Annotated in this window: 22 protein-coding genes and 1 tRNA gene; 13 read left to right on the forward strand and 10 right to left on the reverse strand. The window is 62.0% G+C overall.

From position 1 onward, the window contains the following. Positions 1 to 82: 82 nt before the first annotated feature. The gene (locus JHW44_RS09025) at positions 83 to 829 is read right to left on the reverse strand and encodes a Bax inhibitor-1/YccA family protein (protein WP_089344714.1); all 747 of its coding nucleotides are present in this window, start codon (positions 827 to 829) and stop codon (positions 83 to 85) included. A 106-nt stretch (positions 830 to 935) separates the two neighbouring features. After that, a complete protein-coding gene (locus JHW44_RS09030; protein WP_245847167.1) occupies positions 936 to 1,907 on the reverse strand; it encodes an NADPH:quinone oxidoreductase family protein in 972 nt (323 codons plus the stop codon). Between the two features lie 176 nt (positions 1,908 to 2,083). On the opposite strand from JHW44_RS09030, the gene JHW44_RS09035 reads away from it, so the two are divergent. The 5 genes from JHW44_RS09035 (at position 2,084) to JHW44_RS09055 (ending at position 6,962) form a co-directional block, all read left to right on the forward strand. Continuing rightward, the gene (locus tag JHW44_RS09035; protein ID WP_089344712.1) at positions 2,084 to 2,443 is read left to right on the forward strand and encodes a helix-turn-helix domain-containing protein; all 360 of its coding nucleotides are present in this window, start codon (positions 2,084 to 2,086) and stop codon (positions 2,441 to 2,443) included. Between the two features lie 191 nt (positions 2,444 to 2,634). Next, positions 2,635 to 3,441, forward strand: a complete 807-nt coding sequence (hisN, locus tag JHW44_RS09040; protein ID WP_089344711.1) for a histidinol-phosphatase — start codon at positions 2,635 to 2,637, stop codon at positions 3,439 to 3,441. Between the two features lie 61 nt (positions 3,442 to 3,502). After that, positions 3,503 to 4,921: a magnesium transporter gene (gene mgtE, locus JHW44_RS09045; protein ID WP_245847164.1), complete on the forward strand. Its 1,419-nt coding sequence runs from the start codon at positions 3,503 to 3,505 to the stop codon at positions 4,919 to 4,921. Beyond that, the gene (locus JHW44_RS09050; protein WP_089344710.1) at positions 4,918 to 5,466 is read left to right on the forward strand and encodes a 5-formyltetrahydrofolate cyclo-ligase; all 549 of its coding nucleotides are present in this window, start codon (positions 4,918 to 4,920) and stop codon (positions 5,464 to 5,466) included. Before mgtE ends, JHW44_RS09050 begins: the two co-directional genes overlap by 4 nt. 449 nt (positions 5,467 to 5,915) lie before the next feature. Next, positions 5,916 to 6,962, forward strand: a complete 1,047-nt coding sequence (locus JHW44_RS09055) for a Glu/Leu/Phe/Val family dehydrogenase (RefSeq protein ID WP_089344709.1) — start codon at positions 5,916 to 5,918, stop codon at positions 6,960 to 6,962. A gap of 98 nt (positions 6,963 to 7,060) precedes the next feature. On the opposite strand, the gene aroB is transcribed toward JHW44_RS09055, so the two are convergent. Next, positions 7,061 to 8,167 (reverse strand): 3-dehydroquinate synthase, encoded by a 1,107-nt coding sequence (aroB, locus tag JHW44_RS09060; protein ID WP_089344708.1) that lies wholly within the window; start codon positions 8,165 to 8,167, stop codon positions 7,061 to 7,063. Next, the gene (locus JHW44_RS09065; RefSeq protein ID WP_089344707.1) at positions 8,164 to 8,712 is read right to left on the reverse strand and encodes a shikimate kinase; all 549 of its coding nucleotides are present in this window, start codon (positions 8,710 to 8,712) and stop codon (positions 8,164 to 8,166) included. The genes aroB and JHW44_RS09065 overlap by 4 nt, the downstream gene beginning before the upstream one ends. Before the next feature lie 126 nt (positions 8,713 to 8,838). Between JHW44_RS09065 and JHW44_RS09070 the strand changes: the two genes are divergently transcribed. From JHW44_RS09070 to JHW44_RS09095, 6 genes are all read left to right on the forward strand, one after another. Further along, on the forward strand, positions 8,839 to 8,976 hold the full coding sequence (locus JHW44_RS09070) for a hypothetical protein (protein WP_179217735.1): 138 nt from the start codon (positions 8,839 to 8,841) through the stop codon (positions 8,974 to 8,976). Beyond that, positions 8,969 to 10,471 (forward strand): hypothetical protein, encoded by a 1,503-nt coding sequence (locus tag JHW44_RS09075; protein ID WP_143811461.1) that lies wholly within the window; start codon positions 8,969 to 8,971, stop codon positions 10,469 to 10,471. The genes JHW44_RS09070 and JHW44_RS09075 overlap by 8 nt, the downstream gene beginning before the upstream one ends. After that, the gene (locus tag JHW44_RS09080) at positions 10,468 to 11,433 is read left to right on the forward strand and encodes a site-specific tyrosine recombinase XerD (RefSeq protein WP_089344705.1); all 966 of its coding nucleotides are present in this window, start codon (positions 10,468 to 10,470) and stop codon (positions 11,431 to 11,433) included. Before JHW44_RS09075 ends, JHW44_RS09080 begins: the two co-directional genes overlap by 4 nt. A gap of 6 nt (positions 11,434 to 11,439) precedes the next feature. Continuing rightward, positions 11,440 to 12,768, forward strand: a complete 1,329-nt coding sequence (locus tag JHW44_RS09085) for an HlyC/CorC family transporter (RefSeq protein WP_089344704.1) — start codon at positions 11,440 to 11,442, stop codon at positions 12,766 to 12,768. A 104-nt stretch (positions 12,769 to 12,872) separates the two neighbouring features. Then, positions 12,873 to 14,897, forward strand: coding sequence for a transketolase (gene tkt / locus JHW44_RS09090; protein ID WP_089344703.1), 2,025 nt, complete (start codon positions 12,873 to 12,875; stop codon positions 14,895 to 14,897). Between the two features lie 278 nt (positions 14,898 to 15,175). After that, positions 15,176 to 15,249: transfer RNA gene (locus JHW44_RS09095), tRNA-Cys, on the forward strand. 27 nt (positions 15,250 to 15,276) lie between these two features. On the opposite strand, the gene JHW44_RS09100 is transcribed toward JHW44_RS09095, so the two are convergent. From JHW44_RS09100 to JHW44_RS09125, 6 genes are all read right to left on the reverse strand, one after another. Next, positions 15,277 to 16,230 (reverse strand): SPOR domain-containing protein, encoded by a 954-nt coding sequence (locus tag JHW44_RS09100; RefSeq protein WP_089344701.1) that lies wholly within the window; start codon positions 16,228 to 16,230, stop codon positions 15,277 to 15,279. Between the two features lie 64 nt (positions 16,231 to 16,294). After that, complete coding sequence (upp, locus tag JHW44_RS09105; RefSeq protein ID WP_089344700.1) at positions 16,295 to 16,927, reverse strand: uracil phosphoribosyltransferase; 633 nt, start codon at positions 16,925 to 16,927, stop codon at positions 16,295 to 16,297. Then, positions 16,924 to 17,883, reverse strand: coding sequence for an adenosine deaminase (locus JHW44_RS09110; protein WP_089344699.1), 960 nt, complete (start codon positions 17,881 to 17,883; stop codon positions 16,924 to 16,926). Before JHW44_RS09110 ends, upp begins: the two co-directional genes overlap by 4 nt. Further along, a complete protein-coding gene (locus tag JHW44_RS09115; RefSeq protein ID WP_419182496.1) occupies positions 17,880 to 19,067 on the reverse strand; it encodes a phosphopentomutase in 1,188 nt (395 codons plus the stop codon). The genes JHW44_RS09110 and JHW44_RS09115 overlap by 4 nt, the downstream gene beginning before the upstream one ends. After that, positions 19,060 to 20,349, reverse strand: a complete 1,290-nt coding sequence (locus tag JHW44_RS09120) for a thymidine phosphorylase (protein ID WP_089344697.1) — start codon at positions 20,347 to 20,349, stop codon at positions 19,060 to 19,062. The genes JHW44_RS09115 and JHW44_RS09120 overlap by 8 nt, the downstream gene beginning before the upstream one ends. After that, positions 20,346 to 20,741 (reverse strand): cytidine deaminase, encoded by a 396-nt coding sequence (locus JHW44_RS09125; RefSeq protein WP_089344696.1) that lies wholly within the window; start codon positions 20,739 to 20,741, stop codon positions 20,346 to 20,348. The genes JHW44_RS09120 and JHW44_RS09125 overlap by 4 nt, the downstream gene beginning before the upstream one ends. A gap of 129 nt (positions 20,742 to 20,870) precedes the next feature. Between JHW44_RS09125 and JHW44_RS09130 the strand changes: the two genes are divergently transcribed. Together JHW44_RS09130 and JHW44_RS09135 are read left to right on the forward strand one after the other, a co-directional pair. After that, positions 20,871 to 23,150, forward strand: coding sequence for an NADP-dependent malic enzyme (locus JHW44_RS09130; RefSeq protein WP_089344695.1), 2,280 nt, complete (start codon positions 20,871 to 20,873; stop codon positions 23,148 to 23,150). A gap of 247 nt (positions 23,151 to 23,397) precedes the next feature. Next, positions 23,398 to 25,287: a propionyl-CoA synthetase gene (locus tag JHW44_RS09135; RefSeq protein ID WP_089344694.1), complete on the forward strand. Its 1,890-nt coding sequence runs from the start codon at positions 23,398 to 23,400 to the stop codon at positions 25,285 to 25,287. The last annotated feature ends 20 nt before the right edge of the window (positions 25,288 to 25,307 follow it).

The following is a 25,307-nucleotide window of genomic DNA, read 5'->3' on the forward strand; positions in this document are numbered from 1 at the left end:
CCCCCCACCCGCTGCCCATGAAAAAGCCTGCCGGAACTGGGTTCCGGCAGGCTTTGCTCTTCTTCGGGCTGTCAGAACCGGATCACTCGCGGTTGCCCAAGAACTGCAGCAGGAACATGAACAGGTTCAGGAAGTCCAGATACAGCTGCAGGGCACCCATGATGGCAGCCTTGCCGATGAAGTCACGATCCGAACCCGCCATCCGCAGATAGGTGTTCTTGATGTTCTGGGTGTCATAGGCGGTCAGACCGGCAAAGATCAGCACGCCGATGACCGAGATCGCGAACTGCATTGCAGAGCTTTGCAGGAAGATGTTCACGATCGATGCCACGATAAGCCCGATCAGACCCATGATCAGGAAGCTGCCCCAGCCCGAGATATCCTTCTTGGTCGTATAGCCCCACAGGGACAGGCCAGCGAAGGCAATTGCCGTCACAAGGAAGGTCTGCACGATCGAAAAGGCCGTATAGACCAGAAAGATCGAGCTGATCGACAGGCCCATCATCGCGGCAAAGGCGTAGAACATCATGGTCGCGCCCTGCACCGACAGGCGGTTCATCGCGGCCCCAAAGGCAAAGACCATCAGCAGCGGCGCAAACATGATCACCCATTTGAGGGGCGAGGTGTAGATCGCCACACCGAACTGACTGAGCTGGCCGGATGCGTCAACCGCCATGGCGCTGACACCATAGGCGGCGACGGCAGTTACCCCCATGCCAACCGCCATCAGCCCATATACCTTGTTCATATAGGCCCGCAGCCCTTCGTCGATCACCGCACCGCGGGTGCCGACGCCCTGCGCAGAGCGGTAAGTATTGTAATCTGCCATCGATATCTCCCCTTAAGGCGGATCAGGGTGTTCAACCCCATTTGTAGTCTAATATTGGCGGCAGGGCAGCGCATTTCAATGCTCAACCGCCCTCATTCACCGCTGGTTACAATGATATTACAATCTTTCCGACCGATTTGCGGCTGCGCAGCAGCTCATATCCTTCGACCAGTTGCTCCAGCGGCAGAACCTTGCCCGCAACCGGATGCAGTTTCCCTGCTTCGAACAGCGAAAACAGGCGCGACAGGCTGTGTTGCAAGGCACCGGGATCGAGAAGCCGATAGCCACCCCAATAGAACCCGTGGATGCTGATATTCTTCACCAGCGCATGGTTGAGCGGCAGCGCAGGTGCGCCGCCCCCCGCAAAGCCGATCACCAGGAAACGACCGCCCCGCTTCAGGGCGCGAAAGGCGGCCTCGCCCATCTTTCCGCCAACCGGATCATAGACGACATCGACGCCTCCCAGAGCGCGCAATGCCCCCTTGAGATCCTCGCAGGTCTCGCTGTCGATCACCTCGTCGGCACCGGCGGATCTGACCGTCTGCAATCGCCCCTCGCCGCGCGCGACCGCGATGATCCGCGCGCCCATCGCCTTGCCGACTTCAACCGCAGTCAGACCCACGCCCCCGGCCGCGCCCAGCACCACCAACGTTTCACCGGCACGCAAATCGGCGCGCCCATCCAGTGCCAGATGGCTGGTGCCATAGGCGACCTGAAAGCCCGCCGCCTGCTGGAAGCTCATCGAATCCGGAATTTTCTGGCAGGCCACGGGGGGCACGCAGATCACTTCGGCCATGGTGCCGGGATGGGAGACGACAACCCGATCCCCGGGGACAAGGTCAGATATCTCGGGTGCCGATATGACCTCGCCCGCCCCCTCCAGCCCGGCAAGGAAGGGCGGATCCTGCGGCTCCTGATACTGTCCCTTGGCCTTCAGCAGGTCGGCAAAGTTCAGGGCTGCGGCCCTCATGCGGATGCAAAGCAACCCTGGCGGGCATTCGGGCATCTCCACGCTGCGCAGAACCGGGTCCTGCCCCAGTTGTTCAACCGATGCGATTCGTATCTTTTGGGCCATCATTCTCTCCGGTTAGGGGGATCCAGGGGCGCGCAGTTGACTCCTGCATCAAGGCGAATTGCAGAATCTGCATGTCCAGACCTGTCTTTTTGGTCAGAAACAGGCTTGTTAACCATGTTGACACTCGATAATTGAGGTTGATTGCGCTACTGCCTCTTTAGATTGTAAGAGGTATTGTTATGAAGCACAGTGTTGATGTCCATGTTGGTAAACGTATCCGCCATCGCCGGTGGATGATCGGAATGACCCAACAACAGCTTGCCGACAAGGTCGGTATCAAGTTTCAGCAGATTCAGAAATACGAAACCGGCATGAATCGTGTTTCCGCGTCACGCTTGTGGGACATTGCCCGTGCCGTGGACGTCCCTGTCAGCTTCTTCTTCGAGGGCCTGCACGAAGGCGAGATGCCGACATCGGTCGAAGGCGATATCCTTGCGGACAAGGAAGCTTTGCAACTGGTGCGTGCCTATTATGCCATGCCCGAGGCGCAGCGCCGTCAGATCTTTGAACTGGCGCGGGTGTTGTCCGACGCAGCCTGAAAGGCGGGCGGGCCATGACTGGCCCGCTGTTCCCCATCACTCCCCCTGCCCTGTCATCCCCATGATATGTGGCCGTGTTTCCATGTCGAATCAGGGTCGGATCCACAAATCCGGAAAGCTGACCTCTGGCGGCGCGGCGCAGCAACGGATAGACCCGCGACAAGATCATTTTTCGCAGGTTTGGGACAGTGATGCAGGATGCACAGCAGATCATCGACACCGCACATGAGATGGCGGATGCCGCCAGGCAGGCGATTCTTCCGCTGTTTCGCAGCCAAAGCATCATCACGGAAAACAAGCGCCCCAGCGATTTCGACCCGGTCACCCAGGCCGATCGGGCCGCCGAGCAGGCCATGCGCGAGGTTCTGGCCCGTCGTCGCCCTCAGGACGCGATACTGGGCGAGGAATTCGGCCATAGACCCGGCACCAGCGGGCTGACATGGATCCTTGACCCGATCGACGGGACCCGCGCCTTCATTTGCGGTGCAACCAGTTGGGGCGTTCTGATCGGGCTCAGCGATGGTTCGACCATCCGATATGGCATGATCGACCAACCCTATATCGAGGAACGCTTTGAAGGCGGGCTGGGGCTTGCTCGGCTTACGACGCGGGCCGGACAGCAGAATCTTGCGACACGCCCGAACAGTGACCTGTCGCGGGCGACCCTGCTGACAACCTTTCCGGAACTGGGCACGCAACAGGAAGCTGCCGCCTTCCGCCGGGTGGCCGATCAGGCGCAGCTGACGCGCTATGGGCTGGATTGCTACGCCTATGCGCTCCTGGCGCTGGGGCATGTCGATCTGGTGATCGAGGCCGGATTGCAGAGTTACGACATCGCAGGTCCGCTGGCCGTCGTCGAAGCGGCGGGCGGGATTGTCACGGACTGGGCCGGTGGCCCGGCGACCGAGGGCGGACAGGTGATTGCGGCGGCAAGCCCGGAATTGCACCGGGCCGCGCTGGCGCTATTGTCAGGTCAGCACGGCGGCATGACGGCATAGCAACACACCGAAGAACAGGCATATTCCGCAGCATAATACCGCAAGACGGACAGGAGGGCGCATGGCCGATCAGCAGGACCCCCGAAACGACGACAAGAAGATCGTGAACATGTCCGATTCCGAACGCGAAGAGGATGAGTTCCTGCCCCGGCGCGAGTTGCTTGACCAGATCGACGAAGCCATCGAAGCCGAGGACACCGAACGGCTGAACGCGCTGCTAGAGCCGATGCACGCGGCCGATATCGCCGATATCATAGAACAGTTGCACGGCTCCGAGCGAACCGCATTCCTGCAGCTTTATTCCGACAGGATCGATGGCGAGATCCTCTCTGAAATCGACGAGGCGATTCGCGAAGAGGTCCTGGAATTCCTGCCCCGCGATGTCCTTGCCGACGCCGTGCGGGAAATGGACAGCGACGACGTCGTAGACCTGATCGAGGATCTGGACGAGCCCGAACGTGCAGAGATCCTTGCCGCGCTGGACGACAGTGATCGTGCCGCCGTCCAGCAGTCTCTGGCCTATCCCGAACATTCGGCCGGCCGCCTGATGCAATCGGAGACCGTCACCGCGCCCGAACATTGGTCGGTGGGCGAGACGATCGACTTCCTGCGCTCCGAGGACTGGCTGCCCGAACAGTTCTATCACATCATTCTGGTCGATCCGCGCCGCCATCCGATCGGCTACGTGGCCCTGGGCCGCCTGCTGGCATCGCGACGCGAGGTTCCGCTGAAAGATCTGTGCGAAGACAGCTTTCGCACCGTCAGCGCCTATGCCGAAGAGGGCGATGTTGCCTATGCCTTCAACCAGTATCACCTGATCTCGGCGCCGGTCGTGGATGCCGATGATCGTCTGGTCGGCGTGATCACCATCGATGACGCCATGTATGTTCTGGACGAGGAGCATGAGGAAGACATCCTGCGCCTGGCCGGCGTCGGCGAGGATTCCGCCATCACCGATACCGCGCTGGAAACCATGCGCCAGCGCCTGCCATGGCTGATGGTCAATCTGGTGACGGCCATCCTGGCCTCGCTGGTGATCGCTGTCTTCGAAACGACCATTCAGCAGATCGTGGCCCTGGCGGTCCTGATGCCCATCGTCGCCTCGATGGGGGGCAATGCCGGAACCCAGACGCTGACCGTCGCGGTGCGCGCATTGGCCACCAAGAGTCTGACCGGCAGCAATGTCTGGCGGGTCGTCAAACGTGAAGCCATTGTCGGGCTGATGAACGGGCTGGCCTTTGCCATCGTCATGAGTGTCGTGGCCTGGTTCTGGTTTGACGGCGTGTCACTGGGTGCAGTCATCGGCATCGCCATGATCGTCAATCTGACCGTGGCCGCGCTTGCAGGCATATTGATTCCGCTGGCAATGGAAAAGGCTGGCGCCGATCCTGCGCTTGCCTCGGGAACATTCGTGACGACGGTTACGGATGTGGTCGGCTTCTTCGCCTTTCTGGGCCTGGCATCGGCGGTGCTAAAATGAGCGCCGCGGCCAAATCCGAACTGCGCAAGCAGGCCCTCGAGCAGCGTCTGCGTCTTGGCGGGGACCAACAGGCCCTGCATCACCGGTTGGTTCATGCCCTGCAGCCCCATGCCGGACAGATTCTGGCCGGATATTGGCCCATGCGGGGCGAGGCCGATCCGCGCGGGGCCATGGCACAGCATGACGGTGCGACCTGCCTGCCGGTCGTGACCGGACAAGGCATGCCGCTGATCTTTCGGCGCTGGTCAGGAGGAGAACTGGAAAGCGGACCTTTCGGAACCTCGCACCCGCCGGAATCGGCCGGCGTTCTTGTGCCACAGGTGCTGATTGTTCCACTTGCCGGCTTTGACAGGCGGGGAAACCGTATCGGTTACGGTGGTGGCTTTTATGACCGGACATTGGAGCAACTGCGCAGCAATTCCAATGCTGCGGCAATCGGTCTGGCTTTTTCGACCCAGGAACTGCCGCGGATACCAGCCGAATCCTTCGACCAGCCTCTGGACCTGATTGTCACTGATCAGGAGATCATTCGACCTTCAAGATGAACCGGGGCCAAGTTTGGCGGCAATGCCATGGCCATGCGCCATCTGCGGGCAGAGAGCTTTTCCGATCAGCAGACCGGCGTCGGAAGATACTGGCCTTCGTGAAAGGGTATTTTCGCGAAGAAGAAGACGCAGGGGCTGTCCCGACCAGACGTTACTCATGCCGTGGCCACATGGAGGGCCAGAGAGCATCCGGCGCCGGCCCGCTTCCAGGAGGCAACTCCTCCCAGGAAACTTGCCGGTGATTCGCGCTCCCCTGTGCGTTCGACCGCAGCAGATATGATCGTCGAAAATTGTTGCGCGCAGCGGGCCGGGTAGCGGCGAAAAATTGCGCCTGCAACGCCACGGCTTTTCAAAAGAACCTCCCCTTGCCAAAGGCACCGATGCTGGTGTTCTGAGACCATCTCAAGGACAATTCATCAGGAATTTCGCAAATACGGGAGGAGATCGGGATGGGCCTGACACTGACAGATCTGGAGGCTCCGGAGGGCTATGAGCGGCTGATCGAAGCCAGAGACCCTCAGGTTGGGCTGCACGCGCTGATCTGCCTGCACTCGACGGTTCTGGGCCCCGCGGCGGGCGGATGCCGCATGTGGGCATATGGCACCGAGGCAGAAGCGATTGACGACGTGACGCGGCTTGCCAAGGGCATGACCTACAAGAACGCCATGGCGGATCTGGGGCTTGGCGGCGGAAAATCGGTGATCATCGGCGATGCAAAACGCAACAAGACACCTGAATTGATGCGTGCCTTCGGCCGTGCGGTGCAGGCGCTGTACGGACGCTATTATACCGCCGAGGACGTCGGCATATCACCTCGGGACATGGCACATGCAGCCGAGGAAACCCGCTATGCTGTCGGACTGTCGAAAGCCTCGGGCGATCCGTCTCCCTGGACGGCGGAGGGTGTGTTCCGCTGCCTGAAACTGGGCGCGCAGGATACTTTTGGCAGCGATGATCTGAACGGGCTCCGGGTTCTAGTTCAGGGGCTGGGGCATGTTGGTCTGTCGCTGGCAGAAAAGCTGCACGTTGCAGGAGCAAGTCTGATCGTGACCGATATCGCCCAAACAGCGCTGCAGGAGGCTCGCGACCGGTTGGATGCCGAGATTTGCGCGCCGGAGGCAGTCTTTGACCAGCAGATGGATATCTTTGCTCCCTGTGCTCTTGGCGGTGTACTGACTCCGGAGCATGTAGCCCGGCTTTCGGCCAGACTGGTCTGTGGCGCGGCCAACAATCAGCTGGCCACACCTGAGGTTGCGCAGGATCTGATGGCGCGCGAAATCACCTATCTTCCCGATTATGTGGTCAATGCAGGTGGGATCATCAGCGTCGCCAGCGAAATCCACGGCACCGGGGATGCATGGCGTCGAGCCAGACTGGACGGAATCGCGGATCGTGTGGCGCAAATGCTTTCCACCGCGCGCGAGCAAGGCCGTAGCACCACTGTGATCGCCGATGAAATGGTAGAATCGATGCTGGCACGGAGCAGGTCAGCCTAGGTGCGCCGCGAGGGATGGCAACGCCATCCAGCCTTGAGGTCCCTTCGATGGGGGCCTCAAGGCTTCCTGCCCCGGGACGGCACCGAAGTCGGTGGCCCTCAGCGTGCGTCGGCCAGAACCGCGACCAGAGCCGAACGTTCGACATCATCGCATACGAAAGCATTGCCGATTCCGCGTGCCAGAACAAAGCGCAACTGCCCGTCGACGACCTTCTTGTCCTGCGCCATCAGCCCGATCAGCGCCTGATCATCAGGCAGATCGCCGGGGATGTCGCTCAGCCGTGCGGGCATGCCCATCTGGGACAGATGCTCCAGCACCCGGCTGGGCGCTTCCTGACTGCACAACCCCATGCGCGCGGACAGATCGAATGCCAGTGCACAGCCAATCGCGACACCTTCCCCATGCAGCAGCCGGTCGGAATACCCCGTCGCGGCCTCCAGCGCATGTCCGAAGGTGTGGCCCAGATTGAGCAGCGCCCTTTCGCCCTGTTCGGTCTCGTCACGTGTCACGACACCCGCCTTCATCCGGACCGAATGGGCCACGGCTTCCTGTCGCAGCGCCAGGTCATCCTTCAGCGAAACGGCATTTTCCTCTAGCCAGCCAAAGAACTTCTCATCCCCCAGCAGCCCGTATTTCATCACCTCGCCATAGCCGGCCCGGAAGTCACGCGGGGTCAGCGTATCCAGTACCGCGATATCGGCGAGAACCAGCGAGGGCTGATGAAACGCCCCGATCAGGTTCTTGCCATGAGGGCTGTTGATGCCGGTCTTGCCACCAACGCTACTGTCCACCTGCGCCAGCAGCGATGTGGGGATCTGCACGAAACGCACGCCACGGCGCAAGATCGAGGCAGCAAATCCCACCAGATCGCCGATCACGCCACCGCCAAAGCCGATGACGATGTCACGCCGTTCGATCTTCTGTTCCAGCAGCCATTCAACCGTCCGCGTCAGATGGGACCAGCTTTTCGTGGCTTCACCGGCGGGCAGTGTCAGCGCCTGGGAGGCAATGCCTTCGCGGGCCAGCGCGGCCTGCAAACGCGCCAGATGCAGCCCCGCCACGGTCTCATCGGTGACGATCGCGACGCGCGGACGCGACAGCAACGGCGCGATTTCCGGCCCGGCGCGCTCGATCAATCCAGCGCCAATGCGGACATCATAGGCGCGCGCGCCCAGCGGGACATGAATCGTGGTAGTATCTGTCATTTCGGCTCCAGCAGATCGGGGTCGGCGGCACGGATTTCGGCGATCAGACGCGTGGCGGATGCTTCGACGCTGTCGCCACCTTGGGAGTGGAAGATCAGATCGGCCAGACCATAGACCGGATAGCGTTCCTCGATCAGCCTGGCCAATGTGCCCTTGGGATCGGCCGTTTTCAGCAACGGCCGGGTGCTGCGTTGGCGAACGCGGTGCCACAGCGTCTCCAGATCGCAGTTCAACCAGACCGACAATCCCGAATCGGCAATCAGCTTGCGATTCTGCGGCCGCATCCAGGCACCACCACCCGTGGAAATGATTGCCGGCGGACCGGCCAGAATTCGCGACAGGACCTGCGTTTCGCGTCGTCGAAAGAACTCTTCTCCATCGCGGTCAAAGATTTCGCTGATCGTCATTGCCGCTGCCGCTTCGATTTCGGCGTCAATATCGGTAAAACGCACGCCATAGCGTCGCGCGATCTCTGACCCGATCGCGGTTTTTCCCGCCCCCATCATCCCGATCAGAACGATATGACGCTTGAGCCGATGATTCATCCGCGCCCTCCTTTATTCGGGTGACTGAATGGCGTGATCTTTCGGCAATTGCCATATATATTCCAACTCAACCGGCGCCCGAGCCGCCGGAAAATGATGAAATCTAGGGCGAACGAGGCAATTTTCATGCGGTTGATCAAGCTTCTGGTGGTATTGATTCTGGCTGGGCTCATCGGTCTGGTCGGATATGCCTATCTGGGTGACATGGAGCCGCTGCGGCAGGAAGTGCGCAGTCCCGTCGGCAATGAGGTGCCGGGTGACTGATAGATCCGCCCGGATCGGAACGGGACGAGGCCCTCTGCCATTCAGGCTGGGTCCGTCGCTGCTGGTAGTGGCCATATCCGCCTTTGCCGGGGCAGGATCAGCGCAGCAGCCGCTGTCGGCCAGCGATTGGCTGTCGGGCAGCGTGCGCGGACCGGCACGCGAAAGCTCGGCATGGCGACCGATACCGCGCCCATCGATGGAGCCCTCGACATTGCCCGTGGCCACAAGCGGCGCGGTCAGCCCGGTGCAGGTATCGCGTCTGGCCGATGTCGATCGTGACGCCGCCGGAATCATCACCGCCAGCCGGGCCGGGCTGCCCGCCGGTTTGTGGGCAGGCAGCGATCCGGGCGAACTGGCCAGGCTGGTGCTGCAGACTCCCGCCCGTCTTCCTGCCATGTCAGACCTGCTGATCCGGATTCTCACAGCGCAGTTGACGCCCCCCGCCATCTCGCAGACCGATCAGCGGGGCAAACTGTTTCTGGCCCGCGCCGATCGCCTGCTGGACATGGGCGCGCTGACCCCGGCGGATCAGCTGTTGCTGTCCGCCGGCCCCGGTGATCCCGAGGTGTTCCGGCGTCTGTTCGACATCGCCCTGCTGACCGGCGAGGAAGGCCGCGCCTGTCACGAGATGGATGACACGCCCGGCGTCGCACCCAGCTTTTCGGCACGCATCTTCTGCCTTGCGCAGACCGGCGATTGGGCCGCCGCGGCCATCAGCCTGCGCGGTGCCGAAACTCTGGGGCTTCTGAACGCTCAACAAAGCCTGTTGCTGACGCATTTCCTTGATGATGCCTTTGTCGATGGGGGCGAAAGCCTGACGCCTTCGGACAGGGTCACGCCCCTGGAATTTCGCATTCACGAGGCCATTGGCCAGCCCCTGCCCACCGGGCCGCTGCCCATTGCCTTTGCGCATTCCGACCTGCGCATGAACAACGGCTGGAAGGCCCGGCTAGAGGCCGCCGAAAGGCTGGCGCGGGCCAATGCCATTCCGGCCTCCATCCTGCGCGGCATCTATACCGAACAGAAACCTGCCGCATCAGGAGGGGTCTGGGAACGCGCTGGCGTCATGCGCACGCTCGAAGCCGCCATCGCGGCGGGAAATCCGCTGACCGCCCTGCCCCCTGCCTTTGAAGAGTTCCGGCGCAACGGCATGACCCATGTGCTGGCCGCGATGGTGGCCGAGGATATGCCCGCGGATGGCACCGGCGAGGCGGGCGACATGGCGATCTGGCTGCGTCAATGGCAAGGCCTGCCGGTTCCACGGCCCGTCGATATCCCAGACGAATTGGCCAGCGACCAGCAATCCACCCCTCCCGAACGCCAGGGAGAAGCCTTGCTGCAGGCCATGAGCGATATCGACGCCGGCATGGATGGCGATCTGCTGCGGGCAGGCAAGGGATTGGCGATGCTGCGCGCCCTGGGCTTGCAGAAGGATGCCACTCTGGCGGCAACCCAATTGGCTCTGTTGCCCCGGTTCACGGAGGCACCGAAATGAGCCATTCAGACTTGCGGGCAATATCGACCTTTCTTGACGCCATTGCCGCAGAACTTGGCTCGTCACAGAACACGTTGATGGCCTATGGGCGCGACCTGCGCGATCTGGTCGAATGGCTGGCATCTCGCGGGCTGTCTCTGAAGGCGATCACCCGCGACCAGATCGAGGCCTATCTGGCCCATTGCGATGCGCAGGGATTGTCACGCGCGACGCGAGCCCGACGCCTCTCCTCGATCCGGCAGTTCTGTCGCTTTGCGCTGGAAGAGGGCTGGCGCGATGATGATCCGGCGATCCGCATTTCGGGACCGGGACGGGCCAAACGCCTGCCCAAGACACTCTCGACCGAGGAAGTGGATGCGCTGCTGGCCGCCGCTCCCGAATTGGGACGAAACGAGCCCGAGAGGCTGCGCAATGCCTGCCTGATGGAATTGCTCTATGCCACCGGCATGCGGGTCAGTGAGCTGGTGATGCTGCCCGTCGCCTCTTGCCGGGGGGACCCCGCAGTGCTGATGGTGCGCGGCAAGGGAAACAAGGACCGCATGGTGCCGCTGACCGCGCCTGCGCGCGCGGCTCTCTCGGCTTGGATTGCCTGTCGCGACAACGCGCCCGAGGACAGCCGCCTTGGCCGTCTGATCGCGGGCCAGGGCGCGCGCTGGCTGTTCCCCGCTCCCGGCGCTGCGGGCCATCTGCCCCGCCAGAGCTTTGGCCGATTGCTGAAAGATATCGCCATTGCCGCCGGAATCGACCCGTCGCGCGTCACTCCGCATGTCATTCGCCATGCCTTTGCCACACATTTGTTGCAGGGTGGCGCAGATCTGCGCAGCATCCAGACCCTTCTGGGCCATGCGGATCTGGGCACGACCGAGATCTATACCCATGTTCTGGATGCGCGCATGCGCGATCTGGTCCTGAACCATCACCCTCTTGCGCATCCTGCGCCCCCAACCGACAGCGAACGTTAAGGAATCATGGACGACCCTTCGAGTATGTTCGACGCCGCCTTCTGGCTGACCAGCGCGGCAATCTTTGTGCTTTTGATGATGTCAGGGTTCTTTTCCGGCTCGGAAACGGCACTGACCGCAGCCAGCCGCGCCAAGCTGAGGTCGCGCGCCGACAAGGGTGACGCCGGGGCCGAAACGGCAATGAAGGTCACCGAAGACAGTGAAAAGCTGATCGGCGCGATCCTTCTGGGCAACAATGTCGTCAATATCCTGTCTGCCAGCCTGGCAACGGCCCTGTTCACCCGGATGCTGGGTTCGGGCGGGGTCGCACTTGCAACGATCGTGATGACGGTCCTGGTGCTGATCTTCGCCGAGGTGATGCCCAAGACCTATGCAATTTCCGCCCCCGAAACCGTCGCCAGCATGGTCGCGCGGCCAATCCGTTGGGTGACCCGGCTGCTGTCGCCCATCGTGGCCGTGGTTCGGGTGATCGTGCGCGGGATACTGTCGCTCTTCGGACTGAAGACGGACCCTGGCTCGAACATGTTCTCGGTTCGCGACGAAATCGCCGGAGCGCTCTCCATCGGCCATGCTGCCGGCGCGGTGCACAAGGAAGACCGCGACCGCCTTCTGGGCGCACTGGATCTGGGCAATCGCACGGTCGAGGAAATCATGCGCCACCGCTCGGGGATCGAGATGATCAATGCCGATCTGCCTCCGACCGAGGTTCTGGATCAGGTCCTGCACAGCCCCCATACGCGTCTGCCGGTCTACAAGGATGAACGCGAAAACGTGGTCGGCGTGGTCCATACCAAGGATCTGCTGCGCGCGGTCAACAAGGCCGCCCATGAAGGCGCGGGCCTGGATGCCCTGCGCAATCTGGACCTGATGACCGTCGCCATGAAACCCTATTTCGTGCCCGACACCACCGCGCTTGATGAACAGATGCGCGAGTTCCTCAAGCGGCGCACGCATTTCGCGCTGGTCGTCGATGAATATGGCTCATTGCGCGGCCTGATCACGCTGGAAGACATTCTCGAAGAAATCGTGGGCGAGATCGCCGACGAGCATGACACCGAAGACGATCAGACCCTGACCCCGAACGCCCAGGGCGATTACACGGTTGACGGCGGCATGACGATCCGCGACCTCAACCGCCAACTGGACTGGACCCTGCCCGATGACGAGGCCAATACCGTCGCCGGTCTGGTCATCCATATGGCCCAATCGATCCCCGACCCCGGACAGGTCTTTTCCTTCCATGGCTACCGCTTCGAGGTCGTCGCCCGGCGCGAAAACCGGATCACCCGCCTGCGTGTCAGACCTCTGGGGCCCCTTCGCCCGATCGAAGAATAGCGGCGGCCCCGGCCCGGACATCCCGGAACCCGTGGCGCAGTGCTTGCAACCGAGCCGCTTCGCCCCTAACAACCCACGAAACATCTCAGCCCAGAGGGACCGCCATGGATATCGACGCCCGCCGCAAATCCGACCCCGAACATTGGAAACTTGCCAGCGCGATTCGCGTGTTGGCCATGGACGCGGTCGAGGCCGCGAACTCCGGCCATCCCGGCATGCCCATGGGCATGGCCGATGTTGCCACGGTATTGTTTCGCAACCACCTGAAATTCGACGCATCGGCGCCGCATTGGTTCGACCGCGACCGATTTGTGCTGTCCGCCGGTCATGGCTCGATGCTGATCTATTCGCTGCTGCATCTGACCGGCTATCAGCAGATGACGATCGAACAGATCCGCAATTTCCGCCAGTTGGGTGCGATCACCGCAGGTCACCCCGAATACGGCCATGTCGAAGGCGTCGAAACCACCACCGGTCCGCTGGGTCAGGGCATTGCCACCGCAGTCGGCATGGCCATGGCCGAGGAAGCCATGCGCGCCGAATTCGGCCCCGAGCTGTGCGATCACCGCACCTGGGTCATCGCCGGTGACGGCTGCCTGATGGAAGGCATCAGTCAGGAAGCCATCGGCCTTGCCGGTGTTCAGAAGCTGGGCCGCCTGATCGTGCTGTGGGACAATAATGACATCACCATCGACGGTCGCGTCAGCCTGTCGGACAAGACCGATCAGCGCGCCCGCTTCGAGGCCTCGGGCTGGCGGGTTCTGTCCTGCGACGGCCATGATGCCGCCGATATCGACCGCGCACTGAGCGAAGCTGCCGTGGATGACGGTCGCCCGGTTCTGGTTGATTGCAAGACCATCATCGGTTTCGGCGCCCCCACCAAATCCGACAGCGCCAAGGCGCATGGTTCGCCCCTGGGCGCCGAAGAGATCGCAGCAACGCGCAAAGCCTTTGGCTGGGACGCGCCTGCCTTCGAAATTCCCCAGGATATTGCTGCCACCTGGAAGGAAATCGGCGCGCGCGGTGCCAAGCTCCGCGACGCATGGGAAACCCGTGTCAACGCGCTGAGCACTGACAGCCGCGAGGAATTCACCCGTCGCATTGAAAACAAACCCAATGCGCAACTGGCAGAGAATATCTCTGCCCTGAAATCGAAGACCTCCGCAGAGAAACCCAAGCTCGCCACCCGCAAGGCCAGCGAAAACACCCTTGCGGTTCTGAATCCCGACATGCCCGAGAATTTTGGCGGCTCGGCGGACTTGACCGGATCGAACAACACCAAGACCCCCGACATGGGGATCTTCTCGGCTGAAAACCGCCTGGGTCGCTATATTCACTATGGCATCCGTGAACATGGCATGGCCGCCGCGATGAACGGCATCTGGCTGCATGGCGGGTTCCGCGCCTATGGCGGCACCTTCATGACCTTCACCGATTACGCCCGTGGCGCAATACGTCTTTCGGCGTTGATGGGTCTGCCGGTCGTCTATGTCATGACCCATGACAGCATCGGACTGGGCGAAGATGGTCCGACGCACCAGCCCGTCGAGCATCTGGCCATCTGTCGCGCGACGCCGAACCTGCTGATGCTGCGCCCCTGTGACCAGGTCGAAACGGCCGAAGCCTGGGAAATCGCCCTGACCCAGACCAACCGTCCCTCGGTCATGGCGCTGTCGCGGCAAGGTTTGCCGACCCTGCGCAACACCCATCTGGACGAAAACCTGTCGGCGAAGGGTGCCTACGTCCTGCGCGATGCGACCGGCGGCAAGCCCGAGGTCGTGCTGATGGCAACCGGCTCCGAAGTCGAGATCGCCGTCAACGCACGCGACACCCTCGAGGCCGCCGGCACTCCGACCCGCGTGGTTTCGGTTCCCTCGATGGAACTGTTCCGCGCCCAACCTGCGGCCTATCGTCAGGACGTGCTGCCCGCCGGCACCGTACGGATCGCCATCGAGGCCGCCGTGCGCCAACCCTGGGACTGGCTGCTGCTGGGCGAACGTGGCCGCGAAGAGAAGTCGGACTTCATCGGCATGAAGGGTTTTGGTGCCTCGGCTCCTGCCCCTGAACTCTACAAGGAATTCGGCATCACTGTCGAAGCCGTTGTCGAGCGCGCGAAAGCGTTGCTGTAACACACAAAGGGCGGGGCGGTTCACAGCGCCCTGCCCTCCAGAATGGGGACTTTCAAAATGCATGTCTGCATGGAAATCGTCCCTGCTTGCGCATTTTCCTTCGATAAACCGCCAGAATTCACCTACCCGCCCAATGCATTTTGGCAGGGTGATCTGCCTCTGCGGCGGTTGCAAAGGCACACCCGTGCCGATGCAGGAAATTTGTGCCAATTTCTTCTGCCAAGAAGTCTTGCATGGCCGCGCCGAAGAAGCTAAACCGCAGAAACTCTTGGTTCGGCGGTGGGTTGGCGGAGAGGTTACGCACCGGATTGCAAATCCGTGAAGACCGGTTCGATTCCGGTACCCACCTCCAAGAGTTTTCCAACCATCAGAGCATTTTCTATCGGGCAAATGCCTGAGGATATCCTGTGGACCGCAGGTGATTGAGTGCCGCGATCAACGCGCGCCGATTGGCGAATGGGCCGACAAAGACCAGACGGATCTCGGATTTGTCCTGCTGCAACCGCTTTTGCGCCAGACTGTAGCCCAGGTCTGCAACGCGGCGCATGACCGCCTGTGCCTTCTGTTCATCCGCATAGGCCCCGATCTGCACATATCGCGCCGTCGGCGGAATCATCTCTATTTCGTCATCTCCCCTCCCTGCCGATGCTTGCGCGCTTCTAGCTGACGTGTCTGGCTCTTGTGGTTTTGCCGGATATTCCCGGGTCGATCCGGAGGGCGCTGCCCGAACGCGTACATTGGAATCTTCGTCCGAACGCTCGACCTCTCGGGCGGGCGTATCGACATAAGCGGTGGCTGGCAAATCGAGGCTCATCCCTCGACACAGCCCCAGTGTGACGTCCTGACCAAGGCCAAGGTCATCTGCACTGGCTGCCTCATATCCCAACAGGTCACATGTTCTCTTTGCCAGCGGCCCTTGCGACGTGAGCGTCCATCCTCCTTGCCGCACCAGAGCATCGATGCCGGTCAAGACAGGTGAAGAAACGGTCTCAGACAAAGGTTCAGCCCGTGTTTCCCTGGCACGGGGATCTGCCAGAAATTCACCCTGACGCGCGTCGGCGGCAAGCTGTCCGGCCAGCAGATCTTCCGGATCCTTTCTTGCGGCGGTCCGATCATCCTCCCTATCCGCAAATGTCGGGGGAAATCCGCAGATCGGCTGATCGTTCCTGTCGGTCACAGGTTCCCAGCGCCCTTCTTCACGGCGGAAAACACATCCTGCGCCGTCAACATATTGCGCTGCGTCGAAATCATCGGGTGGCAATGGCACCGGGGCAGCACCTGCCGCCAGCGCCATTGCCAGTATCGCGAATGTTCCAAGCAAAACCCGCATCATGCTTCCACAAATCAGAGCCGCGGCTCGTGATAGTGCGAAAGACTGAACTTCGGGTTAACCGCGGCTATTTGGTGCCGAACATCCGGTCACCCGCGTCGCCAAGACCCGGGACGATATAGCCATGGTCGTCCAGTTTCTCGTCAAGCGCCGCGGTATAGATCGGAACATCGGGATGGGCCTCCTGCATGCGCGCCACGCCTTCGGGGGCGGCCAACAGGCACAGGAAGCGCAGGTTCTTCGCACCACGTTCCTTGAGCATGTCGATTGCCGCGACCGACGAATTCCCGGTGGCCAGCATCGGGTCCACCACGATGGTCATGCGCTCGTCCAGGGTGGGAACCTTGCAATAATATTCGACCGGCTTCAGCGTTTCCGGGTCACGATACAACCCGACGAATCCGACCCGTGCCGATGGAATCAGTTCCAGGATGCCATCGAGCAGCCCGTTGCCCGCACGCAGAATCGAAATCAGCGCCAGCTTCTTGCCCGCCAGTGTCGGAGCCTGCATTTCGCAGATCGGCGTCTGGATGGTCGTGGTGGTCAGTTCCAGTTCACGCGTCACCTCATAGGCCAGCAACAGGCTGATTTCACGCAGCAAACGACGGAAACCCGCGGTCGAGACATCATGCTGGCGCATGATCGTCAGCTTGTGCTGAACCAGCGGGTGGGTGATGACGGTCAGATGTTGCCCGGTCACGTAAACTCCTTTCTCAGACGCTCTTGCGTCGCATTGTCACAGAAGGCCGACTCCACCGCCCACTGATTGATTTTCCGGAACACCTCATCGCCCCAACCGAAGGCGCTGGCAAGACGGTCATATTCGTTTCGCATGCTGGTATGAAAGAACGGCGGATCATCGGTCGATACGCAAAAGCGCAGCCCCGCATCGGCCAGACGCGCGATGGGGTGGGATTCCCAGTCGGGATACAGCCCCAGCGCCACATTCGACCCCGGGCAGATTTCCAGCAGGATGTCTCGATCCACCAGATCGCGCAGCAATGCCTCATCCTCGATGGCGCGCACCCCATGGCCAATTCGCGTGCAACCCAGCGCCAGCGCCTCGCGCACGCTGTCTGGGCCGCCCCATTCGCCGGCATGGCAGGTCAGACCCAGACCGGCCTCGCGCGCGCAATCAAAGCTCCAGGCGAAATCGGTGGCCTTGCCGACCTGCTCTGCCCCGCCCATGCCGAATCCGGTGATCCAGTCTCCCGCGGTTTCTGCCGCGCATATGGCGGACTTGCGGGCACGTTCGGGCCCGAAATGGCGGATGGCGGTGACGATGCCGCGGCTTTCGATGCCATGGCCACGCATCTTGTCGGCGACTTCGGTCATCGCGGCCAGATAGTCGCGCCAGGCCGACAGATCGGCACCGCCGCAAAACTCGGGCGAGACGAAAAGCTCGGTGTAAATCACCCCTTCCTCGGCTGACCGTTCCAGCACCTCGGCCAGCAGGCGGGCGTAATCCTGCGGTGTTTTCAACACGCTGGTCGCGGCCTCATAGACCTGCAGGAAACCTGCAAAGTCATCATAGGCATAATGCCCGCGTTCATCGAAGACGCCGGACAGATCAGTGTGTTTCTCTGCCGCGATGGCGCGAATGAAATCTGGCGGGGCAGCACCTTCAAGGTGCAGATGCAACTCGGTTTTCTTCAAAGAAACGACTTTCCCTCTTGTGGTGCCGGCAGATCCAGATGGGCCATGACCGACGCGCCAATATCGCTGAAAGAGACCTGGCCGATCGCCCTGGTCCCGACCCCGACACCCAGAACCGGCACCCGTTCGCGCGTGTGATCGGTGCCGCACCAGCTGGGATCATTGCCATGATCGGCGGTGAAGATCGCCAGATCGCCGGGACGCAATGTGGCGATGAAACGCCCGGCCACAGCGTCAAACCATTCCAGATGCGCGCCATAGCCCCGAATATCGCGCCGATGACCATAGAGGCTGTCGAACTCGACGAAATTGGCGAATGTCAGGCTGCCCGGTTCGGCCTCTTGCCCCAGGCGGACCAGATGACCGGCCAGATCGGCGTCGGACTCTCCCTTGTGCAGCCGCGAAATGCCGCGATGGCTGAAGATATCGCCGATCTTGCCCACGGCATGGGTCGTACGACCTGCGCCAAGGGCGATGTCCAGAATCGTATCCGCGGGGGGGGCAATGGCATAGTCGCGTCGGTGCGAGGTTCGCCTGAAGCTTGCGGCGTCCTCGCCAATGAAGGGGCGTGCGATCACGCGACCGACCTTCATCGCGTGCAGCATCGGCGCCAGATCTTCGCAAAGCTTCAGCAAGCGCTGCAGTCCGAAATGCTGTTCATGCGCGGCGATCTGCAACACGCTGTCAGCCGAGGTGTAACAGATCGGCCAGCCCGACTGGATATGGCGCGCGCCGAATTCCTGTATCACCTGCGTGCCCGAAGCATGGCGGTTTCCCAGAATCCCCCCGGTTCCGGCCAATTCGCAGATCCGGCGGGTGATGGCTGCGGGGAAGGCAGGCTGCTCGTCGGGAAAATAATGCCACTGCCAGGGCACCGGCACCCCGGCGATTTCCCAATGCCCCGAAGGGGTATCCTTGCCCGGCGAGATTTCGGTCGCCGCGCCCCACAGCCCCTGTGGCTGCGCATCCAGCCCCGGAGCGGTCTCTCCGCTGGCCAGCGCCAGTGCCGCACCCAGACCCAGCCCATCCAGAACCGGCAGGCTCAGCCCGCACGCCTGGGCGATATGGGCGATGGTATTCGCGCCAGTGTCGGGCAAATCACCGTTGAAGAAGCGGTCCGCATCCGGCGCACCGCCGATGCCGACACTGTCCATGACAATCAGAAATGCGCGCTTGTCATTCATCGGCATCAACCCTGTGGCGGATCAGCGGTCCCGATTGGGCATCCTGCGCGATCTGATAGGCGTCCTGCACCGCGCGGATGGCAATTTCGGCACCGACATCATCGGCGGCATGAACGAAACCCAGTGGATTTTCATGGCCCACCTCATCGCCCAACCGGGCCATCCGGTCCAGTCCGACCCGATGGTCAATCTGCTCGCCAGCCCGCGTTCTTCCACCGCCAAGAGCGACGACGACATGGCCCAGTGCCGTCACATCGATCTTCGAAACCTTGCCCGATGGCGCAGGAACTGGCCGGACCACAGGTGCCCGCGCCAGATAGGCCTCGGGGCGTTCCAGCAGGTCAGCCGGCCCGCCCTGCGCCGCAATCATGCGAGAAAATCGTTCGGCTGCGGCACCGGATTCAAGGGTTTCATCCAGACCTTCCGTCCCCTGCCCGGCCAGCGCCAGAACCTCGCGTGCCAAGGCCAGTGTCAGATCGCGCAAGGCCCCCTTTTTGCCGCGCAGCACTGCAATGGCCTCGGCCACCTCAAGTGCGTTTCCGGCGCTCTGCGCCAGCGGCTGATCCATATCGGTGACAAACGCCGAACAGCGGCATCCGGCGCCATTGGCGGTGCGCACCAAGGCCTCGGCCAGGGCACGGGTCGAGTTACCCTTGCGCAGCAAGGCACCGCTGCCTTCTTTCACGTCCAGCACCAGCGCATCCAGCCCGGCGGCCAGTTTCTTGGACAGGATCGAGGCCGTGATCAGGTCAAGCGACTCGACCGTGCCGGATTCATCGCGAATTGCATAGAGCCGACGGTCTGCCGGCGCGATATCGCCCGTTGCCGAAACGATCGCGCAGCCGATATTGCCGACGATTGTCTGAAGCTGCTCCTGCGACTGATCACAGAGGAAGCCGGGTATCGCTTCCAGTTTGTCCAGCGTGCCACCGGTATGGCCAAGCCCGCGCCCCGAGATCATCGGAACATAGACACCCCGCGCCGCCAGCAGCGGTGCCAGAATCAGGCTGACCGTATCCCCGATGCCGCCGGTCGAATGCTTGTCCACCACGGGTCCGGGCAGATCCCAGCGCATCAACTGACCGGAATCGCGCATGGCGCGGGTCAGGGCCACGCGCCCCTCCTCATCCAGCCCGCGGATCAGCACGGCCATCGCGAATGCCCCCGCCTGCGCATCACTGACCGAGCCATTCGCCAGCCCCTGCGCGATCAGGGCGGCACCCGGGCCGTCAAGCCGCCGGCCATCGCGAATCGCGGCAATGACCGGTCGGGGATCGGTCATTCGGCATTCCTCATGTGATCCGCGTCAAATCGTCCCGGCAACAGTTCCTGAATGGTGGTCTCCATGGTCTGCCCAGCCACGGTGCCCAGCAGAACCGGCGTGTCGCCCTTGCCGAATTCGGCCAGTTTCTGGCGGCATCCTCCACATGGCGGCACCGGCGAGGGGCTGTCGGCAATCACCGCGACCTCGACCAATTCCGTTTCCCCTGCCGCGACCATGGCTGCAATCGCCCCCGCCTCGGCGCATGTGCCCTCGGGATAGGCGACATTCTCGACATTGCAGCCGCGATAGATCGCCCCCGAAGCCCCGCGCACCGCCGCGCCGACCTTGAATTTCGAATATGGCGCATATGCGACCTCGCGGACCTCTCGCGCCGAATCCATCAAACTCATTGCCTGCCCCTTTCGCCATGATCGGGCAATTTTGCTTGCCCGGAGGAAACAACGCAAGACGAAGCCTGCTGTTCCCCCGCAGCAATTTGGTTTAACGGTAAATCAGTCCAAATTCCGGAGAAAAAAGAGATGGAAGAGCGCAGGCAGGATACCGCCCGCCAGTCAGCACTGGATTACCACGAATTTCCCCGCCCTGGTAAGCTGGAAATCCGCGCAACCAAACCTCTGGCCAATGGCCGCGACCTGTCGCGGGCCTATTCGCCCGGCGTCGCCGAAGCCTGTCTGGAAATCAAGGCCGATCCCGCCACGGCCAGCCGCTATACTTCGCGGGGAAACCTGGTCGCCGTGGTCAGCAATGGCACCGCAGTTCTGGGGCTGGGCAATATCGGGGCCGCTGCGTCGAAACCGGTGATGGAGGGCAAGGCCGTGCTCTTCAAGAAATTCGCCAATATCGACTGTTTCGATCTTGAGGTGAATGAATCCGACCCCGAGAAACTGGCCGACATCGTCTGCTCGCTGGAACCGACCTTCGGCGCGATCAATCTGGAAGACATCAAGGCTCCGGACTGTTTCATTGTCGAAAAACTGTGCCGCGAGCGCATGAATATTCCGGTGTTCCATGACGACCAGCACGGCACTGCCATCGTCGTTGGCGCGGCGGCGACAAATGCGCTGCGGGTTGCGAACAAACGCTTTGAAGACATCAAGGTCGTGTCGACCGGCGGCGGTGCCGCGGGCATTGCCTGTCTTGACATGCTGCTGAAGCTGGGCGTGCGACGCGAAAATGTCTGGCTGTGCGACATTCACGGCCTGGTTCATGAAGGTCGGAGCGAGGATATGACCCCGCAAAAGGCCGCCTATGCACAGGCTTCGGATCTGCGCACGCTGGATGATGTCATCGGGGATGCGGATCTGTTCCTTGGCCTGTCCGGTCCCGGCGTATTGACGCCCGCGATGGTCGAAAAGATGTCATCGCGCCCCATCATCTTTGCCCTTGCCAATCCGACGCCAGAAATCCTGCCCGAGGATGCGCGCGCCGTTGCGCCGGATGCGATCATCGCCACCGGGCGCAGCGATTACCCCAACCAGGTCAATAACGTCCTCTGCTTCCCCTTCATCTTCCGGGGGGCGCTGGACGTGGGCGCGACAACCATCAACGACCAGATGGAAATCGCCTGCGTCGAGGGCATTGCCGCTCTGGCGCGCACCACCACCGCCGCCGAGGCCGCGGCCGCCTATCGCGGCGAGACGCTGACCTTTGGCCCGGACTACCTGATCCCCAAGCCCTTTGATCCCCGGCTGGTGGGCGTGGTGTCTTCGGCGGTTGCCAAGGCCGCGATGGAAACCGGCGTGGCGCTGCGCCCGATCGCCGATATGGACAGCTACAGACACAAGCTGGACGGCTCGGTCTTCCGCTCGGCCCTGATCATGCGCCCGGTCTTCGAAGCGGCCGCCACCACCCAGCGTCGCATCGTCTTTGCCGAGGGCGAAGACGAACGGGTGCTGCGCGCGGCCAATGCGATGCTGGAGGAGACGACAGACACGCCCATTCTGATAGGCCGGCCCGAGGTCATCGCCATGCGCGCCGAACGCGCAGGCCTGCCGATCAGGCCGGAACGCGACTTCGAGATCGTGAACCCGGAAAACGACCCGCGCTATCGCGACTATTGGGAGACCTATCACCACCTGATGGCCCGGCGCGGTGTCAGCCCGGATATTGCCCGCGCGATCATGCGCACCAATACCACCGCCATTGCTGCCGTCATGGTCCATCGTGGCGAGGCCGACAGCCTGATCTGTGGAACCTTCGGCCAGTATTCCTGGCATCTGCAATATGTCAGACAGGTCCTGGCACGGGGCGGGCTGCATCCGGTCGGCGCATTGTCGATGATCATCCTTGAAAACGGGCCGCTGTTCATTGCCGACACGCAATGCCACAACGACCCCACCCCCGAGCAGGTCGCCGAGGCCGTGATCGGCGCGGCCCGTCATGTGCGCCGTTTCGGCATGACTCCCAAGATCGCCCTCTGCGCCCATTCGCAATTCGGCAATCTGGACACCTATACCGGGCGAAAGATGCGCGCGGCGCTGGAAATCCTCGACATGCAGGAACCGGACTTCATGTATGACGGTGAAATGCATGTCGATGCGGCGCTGGACCCAGCCCTGCGCGAACGGATCTTCCCCGGTTCACGCCTGGAAGGTGTGGCCAATGTGCTGGTCTTTGCCGGGACCGATGCGGCATCCGGCGTCAGGAATGCGCTGAAGATGCGCGCCGACGGGCTGGAAGTCGGTCCGATCCTGATGGGCATGGGCAACCGCGCGCATATCGTGACGCCCTCGATCACCACGCGCGGCCTGCTGAACATGAGCGTGCTGGCCGGAACCCCGGTCGCCCATTACAGTTGACCTCTTGCGGTCCGGGACAGCCATCCCCGGACCGCGAATCGCATCTCCAGAGGGGCCGCCTGCCCTTCATATATTTTGCAAACAACCCCGGCCCCTTTGCCTGATTTTGCAGTTTTGTGCTGTTTGCAAATTTTTTTGACCGCCCCCCAAATAATTCTGCAAATATCCCTCTTGATGACGCTAACATTGTTGCGTGAAGTCATGTCTGCTGGATACGAAATAACCAGCTTTCAGGAGGAGGCATGCAATGGCATACCAAGATCTCTATGCGGGATGGCAATCCGATCCCGAAACATTCTGGATGAAGGCGGCCGAACAGATCGACTGGGCTGCGCCGCCAAGCCAGGCCTATTTCGATCAGGGCCCCGCAGGTGAATGGTTTGCCGATGCGACGGTCAACACCTGCTGGAACGCGGTGGATCGCCATGTCGAGGCCGGCCGCGGCGATCAGCTTGCCATTATCCATGACAGCCCCATCACCCATTCCTATCGCGGCCTGACCTATGGCGAACTGCGCGATCGCGTGGCGCGGCTGGCCGGTGCCCTGCGCGACAAGGGCGTGACCAAGGGCGACCGGGTCATCATCTACATGCCGATGGTGCCCGAGGCGCTGGAGGCCATGCTGGCCTGCGCGCGTCTGGGGGCCATTCATTCGGTCGTCTTTGGCGGATTTGCCGCCCATGAGCTGGCGGTGCGGATCGACGACGCCACCCCAAAGGCCATTATCGCGGCCTCTTGCGGGCTGGAGCCGGGGCGTGTGGTCCATTACAAGCCGCTGCTGGATTCCGCGATCGAACAGGCCACCCACAAGCCGGATTTCTGTGTCATCTTCCAGCGCGAGCAGGAAGTCGCCAAGCTGATCCCCGGTCGTGATTTCGACTGGCACAGCTTTCAGTTCGACACCGAACCCGCCGATTGCGTGCCTGTCGAGGGCAACCATCCCGCATATATCCTGTATACCTCCGGCACCACCGGCCAGCCCAAGGGCGTGATCCGCCACACCGCCGGCCATCTGGTCGCGCTGAACTGGACGATGAAGAACATCTATGGAATCGACGCCGGTGACGTGTTCTGGGCCGCCTCGGACGTGGGCTGGGTCGTCGGGCACAGCTATATCTGCTATGGGCCGCTGATCGCTGGTGCGACCACCATCGTGTTCGAGGGCAAGCCGGTCGGCACGCCGGATGCCGGGGCCTTCTGGCGGGTGATCCAGAACCACAAGGTGAAAAGCTTCTTCACCGCCCCCACTGCAATCAGGGCCGTCAAGCGTGACGATCCCGACGGGGAGCTGATCAAGGATTACAATCTGTCCAGCCTGCAGGCGGTGTTCCTGGCCGGGGAACGCGCCGATCCCGATACCATCCAATGGCTGGAGTCCCATCTTGACCTGCCGGTGATCGACCATTGGTGGCAGACAGAAACCGGCTGGGCGATCGCTGCCAATCCTTTCGGGATCGAGACCATGCCGGTCAAGAAGGGCAGCCCTTCGGTCGCCATGCCCGGCTATGACGTGCGTATCCTTGATGACTCGGGACAAGAGGTGCCGCAGGGCACGCTGGGATCCATCGCGATCAAACTGCCCCTGCCGCCGGGCACATTGCCCACCCTGTGGAACGCCGAAGAGCGCTTTCGCAAAGCCTATCTCGAACGTTTCCCCGGCTATTACGAGACCGGCGATGCGGGCTATATCGATGAGGACGGCTATCTCTACATCATGGCCCGCACCGATGATGTCATCAATGTGGCCGGCCACCGCCTGTCCACCGGAGCGATGGAAGAGGTCTTGTCGGCCCACCCTGCGGTCGCGGAATGCGCGGTGATCGGAATTGCGGATTCTCTGAAAGGGCAGATGCCGCTGGGATTCCTCTGTCTCAAGAAGGGGGCCGATATCAGCGATGAACAGGTCTGCCGCGAAGTGGTGACCATGGTGCGCGATCAGATCGGCCCGGTTGCCGCCTTCAAGCTGGTCTGCGTGGTGGATCGTCTGCCCAAGACCCGCTCGGGCAAGATCCTGCGGGGGACCATGGTCAAGATCGCCAACGGCGAAGATTTCAAACCGCCCGCGACCATCGACGATCCGGCGATCCTCGATGAAATCGCAGAGGCGCTGAAAGGGCTTGGCTATCCCCGCAGCTAATCTGGTGATCGCGGCGGGGT

Origin of the sequence: Paracoccus seriniphilus (genome assembly GCF_028553745.1) — a bacterium.
In the GTDB taxonomy this organism is placed as follows: Bacteria; Pseudomonadota; Alphaproteobacteria; order Rhodobacterales; family Rhodobacteraceae; genus Paracoccus; species Paracoccus seriniphilus.